The sequence below is a fragment of the Anaerosporobacter faecicola genome, assembly GCF_012070565.1.
Lineage (GTDB): Bacteria > Bacillota > Clostridia > Lachnospirales > Lachnospiraceae > Anaerosporobacter > Anaerosporobacter faecicola.
Genome location: NZ_JAAQRO010000036.1, coordinates 40,277 through 57,651, shown reverse-complemented (window position 1 = coordinate 57,651; position 17,375 = coordinate 40,277). Strand labels below are relative to the sequence as shown.

The following is a 17,375-nucleotide window of genomic DNA, read 5'->3' as shown; positions in this document are numbered from 1 at the left end:
TATGAACGGAGTGATCGGTACATGAATGAGATAGCGAATAATATGATCCATCTAGTTCCTTTTGATCATATAGCAGGATATGACATACGGCCAGGTTTTTATGAAATCAATGGTGCAACGGAAATACCGGGTGGTGTTAATTTTACCATCCATTCCAATCACGCAACTTCTTGTGAGCTGCTATTGTTCCATCGGACAGAAGAGGAACCTTATGCAGTAATCAAGTTTCCTCCCCATTACCGGATTGGTAAAGTGTATTCCATGATCGTTTTTGGTTTGAATATAGAAGAATTTGAATATTGTTATCGACTGGATGGCCCCTATAATCCGAAAAAAGGGCTTATCTTTAATAAAGATAAATATCTGTTAGATCCTTATGCAAGGGCAGTTACAGGGCAAAGTGTCTGGGGGAGAATTAAACCCAATGGGAATACATATAAAGCAAGGGTTGTTCGTGATGATTTTGACTGGGGGGATTTTGTTCAACCATTGATTCCAATGGAGGATCTTGTCATCTATGAATTGCATGTTCGGGGATATACGAAACTTGATGGAAGTATTACCACAAAGCCAGGAACCTATGCAGCCTTAATGGAGAAGCTTCCTTACCTGAAAAAATTGGGAGTAAATGCCGTTGAGTTAATGCCAATCTTCGAATTTGATGAGATGCATGATTGCAGAGAATATAATGGGAAGCAGTTGATTGACTATTGGGGGTACAATACCGTTAATTTCTTTTCTCCCAATACCGGATATAGCGCTCAAGTTGAATACAATCGAGAAGGCAACGAGCTAAAGCAACTGATTAAGACCTTAAATGAAAATGGCATTGAAGTCATCTTAGATGTGGTTTTCAATCATACAGCAGAAGGAAATGAGAATGGACCTTTTTTTTCATTTAAGGGATTTGACAATAACATCTATTATATGCTAACTCCGAATGGAGAATATTATAATTATAGCGGTTGTGGGAATACGCTGAATTGTAATCACCCAATTGTACAACAGATGATATTGGAATGTTTGCGATACTGGGTAACGTATTATCGTGTAGATGGTTTTCGTTTTGATCTTGCCTCCATATTGGGTCGGAATGAAGACGGAGAACCAATGAATAAACCACCGCTAATTCAAAGTCTTGCGTTTGACCCAATCTTAGGGGAAGTGAAACTAATTGCAGAAGCATGGGATGCGGGAGGATTATACCAAGTAGGAAGTTTTCCTTCTTGGAACCGTTTTGCTGAATGGAATGGGAAATATCGTGATGATCTTCGTAGTTTCTTAAAAGGGGATGAAGGATTTGCTACTGCAGCAGTGGCACGTATAACAGGTTCGGAGGATCTGTATGATCCGAATATACGAGGGAAGAACGCCTCCGTTAACTTTATTACTTGTCATGATGGGTTTACTTTGTATGATCTCTATTCGTATAATTTTAAACATAATGAAGCAAATGGTTGGAATAATACAGATGGAGAGAGCAACAATCGAAGTTGGAACTGTGGAGTAGAGGGAGAGACGGATAATGAGCAGATCCTTAAGCTTAGAAGAAGACTCATTCGTAATGCATTTGCAGTTTTGCTGACCAGTAGGGGAACACCGATGTTCCTTGCTGGAGATGAATTCTGCAATACACAGTTTGGTAATAACAATCCGTATTGTCAGGATAATGAAATCTCATGGATTGACTGGTCTTTGTTAGAAAAAAATAAAGATATGTTTTCATTTGTATCCTATATGATTCATTTTCGAAAACAACATGGAGTTTTAAGAAAAGATATGGGAACCTGTTCTTTGAATTTCCCTTGTATCAGTCGACATGGAAACTATTCTTGGAATGCAGAGTATAATTGGAATGTTCATGTAGTTGGTGTGATGTTTGCGGGAAGAACAGCGGATAATACAGGGGATGATATTGTATTCATAGCAATTAATACCTATTGGGAAGCACAGGTTGTGTATTTACCACAATTACCGGCAGACCGAAATTGGGTAATGGAAGTTAATACGTTTGAAGAAGTAGGAATTGCTTTAAATCAACCGGTTGATCTACAGGTAACACTACAGCCAAGAAGCGTGATGGTTTTGGTTGTAAAAGAAAAAATGAAGGAAGATTAAGTTCTGAGTAATATGAAGGAAATCAGCCATAATATATAGAGGGTATGAAGAAGAAAATTCTTTATACCCTCTATTTTTTTCCTTTATTTTAAAGGATAATGCAAGTTAATTGCCAAGCAGGGAAGATAGTAGTATGTCTGGCAAATCATAAAATTGATAGGAGGAAGGAAATGAATCCATTTGAAGAAAAGGGAGTCAAAATTGCAGATACATTTAAGGATTGGTCTCGCATTCAACCGAAACCTTACTGCAAACAGGAAGTGGACCCGTACACGAAGACAAGAATCATCTTAATGAATGGTACAGAATTTGAACAGGTTTGGTTTGGACATCAGTTCTCAAGAAGCTGTCCTAGCCAAGATCTTAGAAAAGAACTTGCGTTGATTCGTAGAAGTGAGCAACAACAGCAGAAAGTGATTGGTGCACTCAAACCACCAGATGAAACCATCCTTGAACATACCGTCAGTTATGAACAATTGGCGGTAGATTTAACTGCAGAATTGGCACAAAGAGAACCAGATCTACATGTAAAGATGGCATTGGATTTCGCCTTGCTTGAGGACTTTGATCACCTCTATCGGTATTCCGATCTCTTAGAGATGGAGATGGGAGCAAAAGCCGAACAATTAGTTGGACATTATACCGAGATAATGCCAGGAAGACCAACAATAGCAGAACATCGTTACCCTTATGATAATTTACGTCGTTGGATTGATAGCAAGACAGCAAGTCCAATCACAAAACTTAATGTGGAGATCATTACGGCTGCAGAGCAACAAACCATGAATTATTATATGAATGTTGCATCGCTGTATGAGTCGGATCTGGGTCGAAGCTTATATCAGGAGATTGGATTAATAGAAGAACAACATGTTACCCAATACGGTGGCTTATTGGATACCAATATGACAATGCTTGAAAAATTATTATGTCATGAATATACGGAATGCTACCTGTATTATTCCTGCTTTGAAGATGAGAAGGATGAACGAATCAAAGCAATCTGGGAGGAACATTTTATACAGGAAGTAGGACATCTGCATCTGGCAGCAGATTTATTAAAACAATATGACAAGAAGGAATGGCAACAGGTAATACCAGATGGAAACTTCCCACAATTGTTGAAGTTAAGAGAGAACAAACAATACGTTCGAGATGTTCTTGCCAATACGGTGAAATTAACTTCAAAAGGGGACAACTATGTGGAGGCAGCTACTTTGCCACAGAATGATGATTTCTTCCAGTTCCAAGAAAAGGTGAATGCCAATGTGGAAGCGGTTCCAAGCCACCAAGTGATTGCACAATATATTGAAAAGAATGGAATGGATTATCGATTTGAAGAATCGCCTAATCCTGTACCAGAATTACAAGACCGCAAAGTTGATAATACAACCGTTGGAAGAGAGATGTTGTAAAAGAATTTACCTTTTATGGTCAGATAAGGTATAATAGGATACAAAGGTTACTTGATGAAACGGGTTTGTTTTCATCAACTAGATGCTTGCTATATTCATTGATAAATGTGTACTTGATAGGTTCGAATGTAGAGTACAGTGCTGACGTGTTCAGACAATTTTCTCAAGAATATAGCAAGCATCTACGATACATATACATTTTAACGTGTGTAGTTTGTATTAGAATCCAATTGTTTATGACCTACAAAGCTGTAATGGTAGGAATGCTTGGTGATACAGAAAGGATAGGAATGATGTTAGGAAGAATAATATGCAAGCGGTTACATAGAGGGGAGGATCTACTCCTTGCCATAAAGAAGATCGCTATTGAAGAAAAATTAGAAGCAGCCATTGTATTATCGGGTGTTGGTTGTGTATTGGAAGCGAAAGTGCGAGATGCGAGAGGCGTTACCATTCGAATGATTCCAGAACACTGTGAGATTGTTTCCTTACAAGGGACAGTAAGTGCCACCCGAACCCATTTGCATATTGCATTGGCAAAAGAAGATCTATCAACGGTGGGAGGACATCTAGTGGAAGGTTGTATTATTAATACGACTTGTGAGTTGGTTCTACAGGAATTAAAAGGGTATACATATGGTGTTCGGCTGGATGAAGAAACGGGATACGATGAAATCATATTTCGGGAGAAAACAGATGATGATGGGTCTAAGTAAAAGAAGAAACAGGCTAATTTTTATGGGTTCTTTATATTTTATTTAAAATAATACAACTCCTTCCTTTTAATTTTATAAAGTTATGTTATAATAAACTTTATAAAAAAATGAGTAAAGGTGAAATGAACGATGAGACAAGGCTTTGATAACGAAAAATACTTGAAGATGCAATCGGAACACATTTTGGAACGTATTGCAAAGTTTGACAACAAATTATATCTTGAATTTGGTGGAAAATTGTTTGATGACTACCATGCATCTAGGGTTTTGCCTGGATTCGAACCATCAAGTAAGTTGCAGATGTTAATGCAATTGAAAGATAAGGCAGAGATTTTATTTGTCATTAGTGCAGAAGATATTGAACGAAATAAGATCCGTGGTGATTTGGGAATTACGTATGATATGGACGTATTACGTCTGATTGATGAATACCGTCATCAGGGGTTATATGTTGGAAGTGTGGTAATCTCTCAATATTCTGGACAAACCAGTGCAAATCTATTCAAGGACAAGCTGGAGAAGAAAGATGTTGCAGTTTACTTCCATTACAAAATTGAAGGCTATCCAAATAATGTGAATTATATTGTGAGTGAAGAGGGATATGGTAAGAATGATTATGTCAAAACTACAAGACCACTCGTTGTAGTAACAGCGCCGGGACCAGGTAGCGGAAAAATGGCAACTTGTCTGTCCCAGTTGTACAATGAACATAAACATGGTGTGAATGCTGGATATGCAAAGTATGAAACATTCCCAATCTGGAATCTTCCTTTGAAACACCCAGTAAATCTTGCGTATGAAGCTGCAACGGTAGACTTGAATGATGTTAATATGATTGACCCATTCCACTTAGAAGCGTATGGTGTTACAACGGTAAATTATAATCGTGATGTGGAAATCTTCCCTGTTGTTAATGCGATGTTTGAACGAATCTATGGAAAAAGCCCATATAAGTCCCCAACCGATATGGGTGTTAATATGGCAGGAAATTGTATCATTGATGATGAAGCTTGTAGGGATGCTTCCAAACAAGAGATCATTCGTAGATATTATGAAACGTTGAATAAGATTGCGACTGGAAATGCAGCAAAAGAAGAGTTATATAAAGTCGAACTATTGATGAACCAAGCTAAGATTACCTTGGAAGATCGAAAGGTTGTTGGAGCAGCAAAACAACGTAGGGAAGAAACAAACGACGATGCAGCTGCTATGGAATTGTTAGATGGAACGATTGTAACTGGAAAAACATCAGATCTATTAGGACCATCTGCCGCATTAGTATTAAACGCATTAAAGATCTTAGCAGGTATTCCAAAAGAAAAACATATCATTTCACCTAGTGCAATCGAACCAATTCAAAAATTAAAAGTAGAATATCTAGGAAGTAAAAATCCAAGACTTCATACAGATGAGATTCTAATTGCTTTATCAAGTAGTGCTTCTACGGATGAAGATGCGGTGAAAGCATTACGTGAATTAAAGAATCTACGTGGAACACAAGTACACTCTACTGGTCGTTTAACAAAAGTTGACAGAGACTGTTTCAAGAAACTTGGTGTACAAGTAACGATGGATAGCAAATCTCTTCATAATGAAAATTAGCCTAGTCTTTTGATGCTTTCCACTAAAAAAGCGTCAATCGATTAGAGTAAGAAGGATAGAATACCAACCACCATACCTCCTGTTATGATCCTTTTAGGATCCATGCAGAGGGTATGGTGGTTTTTCTTTATTCATGCAGCGATTGATTAAATGTTACGATTGATTACATATTACGATTAATTAAATATTATGATGGATTAAATGTAAGGATTTAGAACCCTTCCTGTACCAATTTCATATATTAGCATTGTAAGGGATAAGAAAACCCAAATGAACGGATAGGAGATTGCTATGGATTTTAGAAATAGTAAAACGTATCAAAATGTAATGAAAACGTTAGAAGGGGAACTCAAAGCGAGTACAAAATATGCGATCTATGGAATGAAAGCAAAAGAGGATGGATATGAGCAGATTGGAAACATATTTGAAGAAACATCAGGGAATGAAAGAGAGCATGCGGAAATCATGCTAAAAATTATACATGGTGGAGAAGTTCCAAGTACGTTAGAAAATCTCAAAGATGCTTCGAAAGGAGAATATAGTGAGTGGTCTGGAATCTATAAGGAATTTGCGAAAGTTGCGAGCCAGGAAGGATATGCGGAGCTAGCAAAGATATTTAGTGGTATAGCTGCAATAGAAGAATCACATGATTATCGTTTTACCCAATTGGCTGAGAATATTGAAACAGGGCTGGTATTTTGTAAGAAAGAAGAAATCTGGTGGCTTTGTTTGAATTGCGGTAATATGTATTATGGTGAATGTGCACCAGAACGATGTCCTGTATGTGGATATCCACAAGGATATTACCAGAAATACTGTCAGGATTATTGATTGTCAGAGGGCAATATAGTGGATGGGAAGGTCGGTTGTTTTCAGTAGCTGTTTGGCTAAGGAAATGCGCTGGCGTAGGACATAATCATTAAAACTCATCCGGACCTCTCGCTTAAATAAACCACACAGGTAGCAATGGTTAAGGTGGATGGAACCGTTTTTGAATATTTCGTACTTGACAATAAGTGCTACATGATGTAACATAAGACGTGTTACATCATGTAGCACTTTTGCGCTGTGTGATTTTTAGTCTAGTATGACGGCGTCAATTTGAACCTACCTTAAGTAGTATTTTTGGTGAATTACTTCGCCGTCGTTCTCGTTTGTAGAGTAAACGAGCTTTCGAGTATTTTGTGAGAGGAGAATTAAGATGGTAAATTCAATGTCTGAATCAGAATATGAAGTGATGGAGGTTATCTGGTCGCAAAACCGAGAGATAACACCTGGAGAAGTTCTAGATCTGTTATCAACAAAGAAAGATTGGAAGTACAGTACCTTGCGTACCTTCTTAGCTCGATTAACAGAAAAAGGACTTCTAGAATGTAACAAGGGTCGGGTGAATTCATACCGTGCTATCATAAGTGAAGAAGAATACCGAAAAGGGGAAACAAAAAAATTCATGGAAAATGTTCATAAAGGTTCTTTGAAGAGTATGCTTGCTTCCTTATGCGAGAATGATCTAAGTGACGAAAAATTAGAACATTTACTGAAAGAGATTGAGCAACAATAAGGAGTAATCTTTTTAGAGAGGAGGCAGATGATGATACTAGATGGAATTGTATACTTGTTCACAAAGGTGTTTTATATGACGATCGCAGCAACTTTGATATATGGACTATTATTGCTTTTCCTTGCATTATTGGGAAAAAGGTTACGGAAGAATACAAGGTATTATTTACATAGCATTGTTTTGATCGCTGCCTTTTTACCAATTACCTTGCCTATTGGTGAAAAGGTTCAGGGAATTGAACGAATACAGAGTTATTTTGAGATGGATTTAGGAAGCTTTGAAACACGGTCTGTTGATGATGCGGTAGCTTCTGATGAAGAATCTAATTCGACTACGCAGCTAGCAAATATGGCTACACAACAAACAAATCACGTTTCACAAGATTTGGTGAAGACTACCAATGTAAATGAAAAATTAAAGTTAATTGATCTTATTGCCATTCTATGGAGTGTGGGCGTAGTAATTTTGGTTTGTTATCGTATAGGGGTTCGCATCACATACATTCGAAAATTAGCAAAAGGAAGAGCAATGCCGAATGGTAACAATGAAGAGTGGTATCAAGAATTGAATGTTCTTCTCTTTCAGGAATCCGCAAAGTTGTCTTTTCGTAAAATTCCAAGAATTCAGATGAATCAACTTGTTACAGGGCCTATGATATTCGGACTGTTTTGTCCTACCATCTATCTGCCAGTTGAGAAAACAGATGTGACTGAATTACAACTGATTTTACGGCATGAATTGGTACATTATAAACGAAAAGATTTGTGGTATAAAGAAGGTTTTGCTTTAATGAGCATTGTGCACTGGTTTAATCCAATCTTGCGAAAGCTTGTTCACAAGATAAACATCGCTTGTGAATTATCCTGTGATGAAAGAGTAATCCTGGGAATGGACAAGGTGGAAAAGAAATCGTACTCTAAGGCAATTTTAATGGCAATCTATCGAGAAAAGCATCGGGAACCTGTTATGGTAGCAGGAATGAATGAGGAAGGAAGTGTTACACAGATGAGAATTAAGGAAATTATGGCGGAAAAGAAAGTAAGTCTCAATAAAGTATTCGGATTGTGTGTAGTATGTTTGATTGGGGGATTTCTTGGTTGTAGCGTATTGACAGCAGGAATGATCAATGCACAAAATAGAAAGACAACGAACAAGAATATAGGAGTAGGATCAGAAGCAAGTGAGGAGGCATTAAGTGAAGACAATGGTGGAAATGAGCAATTTGTCGTAGAAGAGGAAAATGGTGCAATTGGATCGAGTAGCAGTTTTGCATGGACGACTGCAAAGGAGGACTTTGGGGATAATAGTAATATCAAATTAGATATAGCAAAATATCTCAATTCACCAGCTTCGTACCCTACAGATACACTGGATCAGGTATTATATGATTATGTAGCAAAAACACTGGATATTGGAGCTGCTGAGACGATTAAAAGCTTTTTGAGCCAAGAAGGACTCGACAAGATTGTAAAGAACTATATGGAGCAAACACAAGATTATGGTGTTGTCTATCTTTTTGAGTCTGAATTGTCAGACGAGACATTCCAATATGGGGATGAACTGGCGAAGCTTTCAAATAATACGACATATGCTTCGAATGGTTACGCTGATACGTATAAGAGAGAATGTAATGTGAATTCCGATTTGGTGGGAGATATCACAGTAAGTGGAGAGGGTCTTACGGGAACACAGGTAGTATATAGTGGATATAATACGAAAAATCACTTAATGAAAGTTGACTATTCGTTAACCGTAACAACCGGAACAGTAAGTGTCATATACATCGATGCGAATAATATCGAACATACCGTAGTGCAAGAAGCATCGAAAGGTTCTGTGGACATTAATACATTGAATGGTACTGTTGGTTTCAAAATCGTTGGTAATAACGCAAGTTTTCATTTGAATTTAATCCTAAACTAGAAGGTGTAAGTTCGTTTTAGCCCACTAGCATAGGAATGGCTAGCCGACTACGTATAAACACAAACTTTACCATAAGGTGTATTGCGTTATATAAAAAAAAGAGATAAGGGGAATCTTGTCTCAAATAGAGAAAGAGTAGGATACATGAATAATCAATTTTGTAAATATGATTTATCAAAGGAAATACTGGAATCATTGACGATTCTAAATTATACTGTTCCAACGAAGATACAGGAACAGGTATTACCAGAAGCATTAAGTGGGCGAGATGTGGTGGGACGTTCACAGACAGGAAGCGGAAAAACTGCCGCATTTGCAATACCCTTATGTGAGGAAGCAATATGGGAGGAGAATACGCCAACTGCATTGGTACTAGAACCGACACGAGAACTAACGATGCAAACAAAACAGGAATTGTACTTGATCGGAAGAAAAAAACGGTTAAAAGTGCCAGATTTGATTGGGGGATTTCCCATTGAAAAACAAATCCAGTCATTAAAACAAAAATCCCATATTGTTGTAGGAACTCCAGGGAGAATCCTAGATCATATCCTAAGAGGAACGCTATCCTTTGATGCTTTAAAATCCGTTGTAATCGATGAAGCGGATTTAATGTTAGATATGGGATTCTTTGAGGATGTAAAGAAGATTCTAGATACGCTAAAAAAAACACCAAGAATCATGTTGTTTTCGGCTACCATAGAAGAACCAATCAAGAGGATGATTGAACAATACCTTAAGAATCCTGTATTTATTGCCATCGAAGACACCCTAGAGGAACAGAATCACATTCGTCAGGAAATCTATGAGGTGGAAGAGGAAGACAAGGAAGAGGAAAGCAATAGCAAATATAAGATGTTCCTACACGTACTAGCAAAAGAAAATCCAGACAGCTGTATGATCTTTTGTGGAACAAAAGAGATGGTGAATGTTCTTTGTCGGAAACTTCGAAGAGATGGAGTGAAAGCGGGCATGATCCATGGTGATATTGATCAACAGGATCGTATTCGAACGGTGGAAGGGTTTCGGGAAGGACGTTTCCGTTATCTGATTGCGACCGATGTTGTTGCTAGGGGGATTGATTTTGATCGGTTAAGCCATGTATTTAACTATGATTTCCCAACAGGACGAGAAACATATGTACACCGTATAGGAAGGACAGGTAGAAATGGGGAGACAGGAACGGCAATCAGTTTTGTAACAAGTGCAGATCAAAAGATGAAGCGCATGGTTGAAACATATGTTGGCTATGAACTTCCAATTAACATATACCAACAAGGAACAGCCGAAGAGGAAAAACCATTTTGGGATCGCCAGAAAGAAAAAGTAGTCCTTAAGAAAAAGAAGGGGGAAGCATTCCAGCAGACGATCATGAAATTGACCATAAGTGGAGGTAAGAAAAGCAAGATGCGTGCTGTGGATATAGTAGGAACTATTTGCAGTATTGATGGAATTCTTGCAGAAGATATCGGTGCAATTGATGTGAGAGATAGTATAACGTATGTTGAAATTCTGAATGGGAAAGGTGACAAAGTATTGAATGCTCTTCAGGTAAAGACGATCAAAGGGAAAATAAGAAAAGTGCGAAAAACACGATGATTTATATAGAAAAGGGAACATATTGCAACAGTATGTTCCCTTTTTCTATAATAGGAAAGTCTTCCGACTTTCCTATTATAAAAACCCTTCGGGGGATGTGCACTCACATGATAATAATTTTAATGCAAGACGACTAAAACATATGGCGTTGTAACAATAGGTGAATCTTCTGTAAATTGGCTGTACAAGGCAACCATATATCGATTTGAGATGTTACCACAATATGGGTGACCGCTTTCATCAATGATATAGGTGTTGTTCGAAATAACGAGTTGTAAAGACTGGTTGCTACTAACAAGATAACAATCGTAGAAGTCCGCATTTACAAAGCGGTTTTGTAAGTCAAGAGCGAGTACTTTGATAATATAGCGTGGTGGATAGATGAGTGGCATTGGAGCAGAAGTATCATAAAAACCAATGATCCGTTGACCTGGTTTCTGTGTGATGCAGTCAACATAGTACGTATTAGCATTCACTATGAAATGGACTTCCTGCCCATCATCTGTTTGTACGGTTAGGTTATAGTTTGAAATGCAATTGGATCTTCGATTAAAGTATTCCGTTTCTACATCAACAATTGTACCAACGATCGGTAAAAAAGAGGCGCGTGGGTTCATCATACGTTCATTGAAACTTTCCCCACGTGGTGGAATACCTGTGATTACATTTGGAGTCGGTGAATAGTCACAAGAATCCTGTTCTAATTCTGCGTTATATTGTCTGGATGGAGTGGCGCAAAAACGCCTTGTTGCTTCCATTGAGTTCCCTCCTAATATAGATTGTGTCTATAATACCTTATGCATAAAGTTTAGTTTTGTGTTTTTGAGAAGCGAATTGTTGAAAAACATCTTGTGCATAGGAGCGTACAAGTTGTATGCTTAGAGTATGAGAAAATGACGATGTGTACTTGTGCAAATCGGATAGATCTTGGAAAGGATATGGTGATTAGAATGGGTAATGCAAAACAAACGATTGAACAGGGAAATGCAATTTTGGGAATAGAATTTGGCTCAACAAGAATAAAAGCAGTTTTAGTTGACGAAGAGAATATGCCTATAGCATCAGGAAGTTATGAATGGGAAAATCAATTGGTTGATCATATCTGGACATATGCAGAGCAAGAAATCTGGGCAGGTCTTGCTGCATGTTATCTAGACCTGACGAAGGATGTACAGACAAGATATAATGGAACAATCACAAATCTGAAAGCGATTGGATTTAGTGGAATGATGCATGGTTATATGGCATTTGATTCAAGGGACCAATTACTTGTTCCTTTCCGAACTTGGAGAAACACGATTACAGGGGAAGCTTCAGAACAATTAACACACTTGTTCAATTATCATATCCCACAAAGATGGAGTATCGCCCATCTTGACCAAGCCATTTTAAATGGGGAAGAACATGTGAAAGACATTACATACTTGACGACTTTGGCTGGATACATACACTGGAAGTTAACAGGAAAAAAGGTGATTGGTATCGGAGAAGCTTCTGGTATGTTTCCGATTGATATTGAAACAAAGAACTTTAACCAAAAGATGATCAATCAATTTAATGAACGAATTGCGAATAAGAATTTTAGTTGGAAATTAGAAGATATTCTTCCTAAGGTTCTAGTTGCGGGAGAATCGGCGGGCTGTCTAACGGAAGAAGGAGCTAGATTATTAGATCCAACAGGAAATCTGCAAGCAGGGGTAATGCTTTGCCCACCAGAAGGAGATGCTGGTACTGGTATGGCTGCCACTAATAGTGTAAAAGTTCGTACAGGTAATATATCTGCTGGTACCTCCGTATTTGCCATGGTTGTATTGGAAAAAGAACTAAAAGCAGTTCATGAAGAATTGGATCTTGTTACAACACCTTCGGGTGATCTTGTTGCCATGGTACACTGTAATAATTGTACATCGGATCTGAATGCATGGGTAAATCTGTTTGAAGAATTCTTGATTGGAATGGGCGTTTCTTCTGATAAGAACAAGATTTATGAAATGCTTTATAATAAAGCGCTGGAGGGAGATGCAGATTGTGGTGGACTGCTTTCCTATAATTATTTCTCTGGGGAACATATTACGGGATTTGAAGAAGGACGTCCTTTGTTTGTGCGGAAACCAGATTCCAAATTTAATCTTGCGAATTTTATGCGCGTAAATCTGTTTACTGCATTAGGTGCATTGAAAGTAGGTTTAGATATCCTTCTAAAAGAAGAAGGCGTAAAACTGGAAACAATTTATGGACATGGCGGCTTATTCAAGACAAAAGGAGTAGGGCAGAAAATCGTAGCAGCATCGATGGATGTACCAGTTTCTGTTATGGACACAGCAGGAGAAGGTGGAGCGTGGGGAATTGCTTTATTAGCGTCTTATATGATTGATAAACAAGCAAAAGAATCATTGGCTGAGTACCTAAGCAATCGGGTATTTGGTGGCAAGACGGGAAGTGTTGTAAAACCAGATGCCAATGATGTAAAAGGTTTTGATGCTTTTATTGAACGATACAAAGAAGGCTTGCCAATCGAGAGAGCAGCAGTTGATCATCTGTAGAAGGTATTTATGTAGTTGCTATAGGAGGAATAACAGATGGTAAAATAGTAAAAAACAGATAAATAAGTCGAATAAATCAAAAAAATAATGGTTAATATGCATAAAAAAACGTTAATTATTTTGAGATTGGAAAGAATGTACCAAAATTTATATGAAATATATCTAAAAAAAATCTTAAATTAACAGATTGTTCGACATTGTGAACAGTAAATTCCTTTACAAAACGTATGAAAAATGATAAAATATTCTTCGAATAGGGCCCATAAGACCTTTTATTACATAAAGGAGGAAATACGAATGTCAAGAGCGAAACAATCAATGGATGGTAACACAGCCGCTGCTCATGTAGCTTATGCGTTTACTGATGTTGCTGCCATTTACCCAATTACACCTTCAAGCCCAATGGCTGATTATGTTGACCAATGGTCTGCTTTAGGACAGGAAAACATTTTTGGAAATCAGGTGAAGGTTGTTGAAATGCAATCTGAAGCAGGAGCTGCAGGAACAGTACATGGTTCACTTGCTGCTGGTGCTATCACCACTACATTTACAGCTTCTCAGGGACTTTTATTAATGATCCCTAATATGTACAAAATTGCTGCAGAGCAATTACCTTGTGTATTTGATGTATCAGCACGTACGGTTGCTACTCAATCACTTAACATCTTTGGTGATCATAGTGATGTATATGCCTGTCGTCAAACAGGTTTTGCAATGTTAGCCGAGACAAATCCACAGGAAGTTATGGACTTAAGTCCAGTTGCACATTTAGCTGCAATTGAAGGAAAAGTTCCATTCATTAACTTCTTCGACGGTTTCCGTACTTCACATGAAATTCAAAAGATTGAAAAATGGGATTATGCAGATTTAAAAGAAATGTGTAATATGGATGCAGTAAAAGTATTCCGTGAACATGCTTTAAATCCAGAGAATCCTTCAATGCGTGGCTCTCATGAAAACGGAGATGTATTCTTCCAACATCGTGAAGCATGTAATAGTGTATATGATAACTTACCAGCTGTTGTTGAAAAATACATGGCTAAGATAAATGAAAAATTAGGAACAGATTACGATCTATTTAACTACTATGGAGCAAAAGACGCAGATCGTGTCATTGTTGCAATGGGATCAATCTGTGATGTTGCGGAAGAAGTAATTGATTACTTAACTGCAGCAGGTGAAAAAGTTGGTTTAATCAAAGTAAGATTATTCCGTCCTTGGTCAGTAAAAGGTTTATTAAAAGTACTTCCTAAGACTGTTAAGAAGATGGCTGTATTAGACCGTACAAAAGAACCAGGAGCATTCGGTGATCCATTATACCTTGATGTAGCTGCTACATTAAGAGAAGCTGGATTGAATGATATCGTATTAACGGGTGGTCGTTATGGTTTAGGATCAAAAGATACTCCACCTTCATCTGTATTCGCAATCTACAAAGAGTTAGAGAAGGATGCGCCTAAGGCTCGTTTCACAATCGGTATCGTAGATGATGTTACGAACTTAAGCTTACCAGAAGTAAAACCAGCTCCTATTACTTCAGCAAAAGGTACTGTTGAATGTAAGTTCTGGGGTCTTGGTGGAGATGGTACAGTTGGTGCTAACAAGAACTCAACTAAGATCATTGGTGACCATACAGATAAGTACATCCAAGCATATTTCCAATATGACTCAAAGAAAACAGGTGGTGTAACAATTTCCCATCTTCGTTTTGGTGACAAACCAATCAGAAGCCCATATTACATCAACCAAGCAGATTTCGTTGCATGTCATAACCCATCTTATGTTGTAAAAGGATACAAGATGGTTCAAGACGTTAAGCCAGGCGGAATCTTCATGATTAACTGTCAATGGTCTGATGAAGAATTAGAAGAACATCTAAATGCAGAAGCAAAGAGATATATTGCAAAGAACAATATTCAGTTATATACCATCAATGCAATTGATAAAGCAATTGAAATTGGTATGGGTAAACGTACCAACACCATTCTTCAATCTGCATTCTTCAAATTAGCAAATGTAATGCCAATCGACGATGCAATCAACTTCATGAAGGCTGCTGCTAAGAAGTCTTATGGTAAGAAGGGTGATGCAGTTGTTGAGATGAACTACAAAGCAATTGATGCTGGTGTAGATGCAATCCATAAAGTAGAAGTTCCTGCTTCATGGGCAAATGCAGAACAAAAAGAAGTTGCAAGAGAATTAGTTGGACGTCCAGAAACTGTTAAGATGGTAAAAGAATTACTTGATCCAATCGGTTTAATGGATGGGGATAACCTACCAGTTTCTGCATTCGCTGAATGCGCAGATGGTCAATTCCCAACTGGTGCTTCTGCATATGAAAAACGTGGTATCGCCGTATCTGTTCCAGAATGGGATGCTACAAAATGTATCCAATGTAACAATTGTGCATTCGTATGTTCACATGCAACAATACGTCCATTTATGTTAGATGAAGCAGAAGTAAAAGCTGCTCCTGCTGGAATCAAACTTGCTGATATGAAACCAAAGGCTGGAGAATACAAGTACACAATGAGCGTTTCCCCATTAGATTGTATGGGTTGTGGCGAATGTGTAACCGTATGTCCAACTGCTGCAATTGCAATGGTTCCTCAAGAATCACAAGCAGCAGAACAACCAGTATTTGATTACTTAGTAGCAAATGTAGGAAAGAAACCTGGAATGCCAGCTGATAATACCGTTAAAGGTTCTCAATTCAACCAACCACTTCTTGAGTTCTCAGGAAGCTGTGCAGGTTGTGCAGAAACTTCATACGCTAGATTAATCACACAATTATTTGGTGAGCAAATGTACATCTCTAATGCAACAGGATGTTCATCAATCTGGGGTGGTCCAGCTGCAACAAGTCCATATACAGTAAACAAAGACACGAAGAAAGGACCAGCTTGGTCTAACTCTTTATTCGAAGATAATGCAGAACATGGTTTTGGTATGTATCTTGGACAAAAGACAATTCGTGATCAAGTAATTGCGAAAGTAGAAAAAGTAGCAGAATCTGATAAAGCTTCTGAAGAACTTAAAGCTGCTGTAGCAAAATTCATGGAAACAAAAGATTCAACAAAAGACAATGCATCAGCTGCAGAAGCATTAGTTGCTGAAATTAAGAAGGGCGCAGATGCAGGATGTGATCTTTGCAAAGAGATTATGGAAAAGAAACAATACCTTGCTAAGAAGTCTGTATGGATCTTCGGTGGTGATGGTTGGGCATATGATATCGGATTTGGTGGACTTGACCATGTGCTTGCTTCTGGAGAAAATGTTAACGTTATGGTATTCGATACAGAGATGTATTCTAATACAGGCGGACAAGCTTCAAAGGCATCTAATATCGGTGAAGTATGTCAATTCGCTGCTGCTGGTAAAGAAATAGGTAAGAAATCTCTTGCTGAAATTGCTATGAGCTATGGCTACGTATATGTAGCACAGATTGCTCTTGGTGCAAACCCAGCACAAACTGTAAAAGTACTTGCAGAAGCGGAAGCATATAATGGACCTTCCTTAATCATCGGATATGCTCCATGTGAATTACACGGAGTTAAGGGTGGTATGAACCACTGTCAAGATGAAATGAAAGCAGCTGTTAAAGCTGGTTACTGGAATCTATTCAGCTTCAATCCTGCATTGAAAGCAGAAGGAAAGAATCCATTTACATTAACGTCTAAACCTGGTGATGGATCATATCAAGACTTCTTGAATAACGAAACTCGTTATACTCGTCTGACTCGTTCTTTCCCAGATCGTGCAGAAAAATTATTCTCTGCATCAGAAGAAGCAGCAAAAGCTCGTTATGAACATTTGTTGAAGTTAGTAGAATTATATAAATAATCCATTCCTTTAAAAGGGAAGGAATAAACGAAAGCCTATGTACGATGTATTAAGA

At 37.9% G+C, this 17,375-nt stretch carries 11 protein-coding genes; 10 read left to right on the top strand and 1 reads right to left on the bottom strand.

Going from position 1 to position 17,375, the window contains the following annotated elements:
* Positions 1-21: 21 nt before the first annotated feature.
* From glgX to HBB17_RS15650, 8 genes are all read left to right on the top strand, one after another.
* Positions 22-2,118, top strand: coding sequence for a glycogen debranching protein GlgX (gene glgX / locus HBB17_RS15685; protein WP_167958455.1), 2,097 nt, complete (start codon positions 22-24; stop codon positions 2,116-2,118).
* A 170-nt stretch (positions 2,119-2,288) separates the two neighbouring features.
* Positions 2,289-3,533 carry a hypothetical protein gene (locus tag HBB17_RS15680; RefSeq protein ID WP_167958454.1) on the top strand — a complete coding sequence of 415 codons (1,245 nt, stop codon included), beginning with the start codon at positions 2,289-2,291 and terminating at the stop codon, positions 3,531-3,533.
* Between the two features lie 236 nt (positions 3,534-3,769).
* Positions 3,770-4,249 carry a PPC domain-containing DNA-binding protein gene (locus HBB17_RS15675; RefSeq protein ID WP_238483773.1) on the top strand — a complete coding sequence of 160 codons (480 nt, stop codon included), beginning with the start codon at positions 3,770-3,772 and terminating at the stop codon, positions 4,247-4,249.
* A gap of 129 nt (positions 4,250-4,378) precedes the next feature.
* On the top strand, positions 4,379-5,851 hold the full coding sequence (locus HBB17_RS15670) for a DUF1846 domain-containing protein (protein WP_167958453.1): 1,473 nt from the start codon (positions 4,379-4,381) through the stop codon (positions 5,849-5,851).
* 291 nt (positions 5,852-6,142) lie between these two features.
* Positions 6,143-6,682, top strand: coding sequence for a rubrerythrin family protein (locus HBB17_RS15665; RefSeq protein ID WP_167958452.1), 540 nt, complete (start codon positions 6,143-6,145; stop codon positions 6,680-6,682).
* Positions 6,683-7,052: 370 nt separating this feature from the next.
* Positions 7,053-7,412 (top strand): BlaI/MecI/CopY family transcriptional regulator, encoded by a 360-nt coding sequence (locus HBB17_RS15660; protein WP_167958451.1) that lies wholly within the window; start codon positions 7,053-7,055, stop codon positions 7,410-7,412.
* Positions 7,413-7,439: 27 nt separating this feature from the next.
* Positions 7,440-9,335: a M56 family metallopeptidase gene (locus HBB17_RS15655; RefSeq protein WP_167958450.1), complete on the top strand. Its 1,896-nt coding sequence runs from the start codon at positions 7,440-7,442 to the stop codon at positions 9,333-9,335.
* A gap of 144 nt (positions 9,336-9,479) precedes the next feature.
* Positions 9,480-10,934 (top strand): DEAD/DEAH box helicase, encoded by a 1,455-nt coding sequence (locus tag HBB17_RS15650; protein WP_167958449.1) that lies wholly within the window; start codon positions 9,480-9,482, stop codon positions 10,932-10,934.
* Positions 10,935-11,053: 119 nt separating this feature from the next.
* Here the strand turns inward: HBB17_RS15650 and HBB17_RS15645 are convergent, their stop codons facing one another.
* Complete coding sequence (locus HBB17_RS15645; RefSeq protein WP_167958448.1) at positions 11,054-11,692, bottom strand: hypothetical protein; 639 nt, start codon at positions 11,690-11,692, stop codon at positions 11,054-11,056.
* 180 nt (positions 11,693-11,872) lie between these two features.
* On the opposite strand from HBB17_RS15645, the gene HBB17_RS15640 reads away from it, so the two are divergent.
* Entirely contained in the window at positions 11,873-13,477 is a 1,605-nt protein-coding gene (locus HBB17_RS15640; protein WP_167958447.1) for a xylulokinase, read from the top strand.
* Positions 13,478-13,774: 297 nt separating this feature from the next.
* Complete coding sequence (gene nifJ / locus HBB17_RS15635) at positions 13,775-17,320, top strand: pyruvate:ferredoxin (flavodoxin) oxidoreductase (RefSeq protein ID WP_167958446.1); 3,546 nt, start codon at positions 13,775-13,777, stop codon at positions 17,318-17,320.
* Positions 17,321-17,375 lie beyond the last annotated feature (55 nt).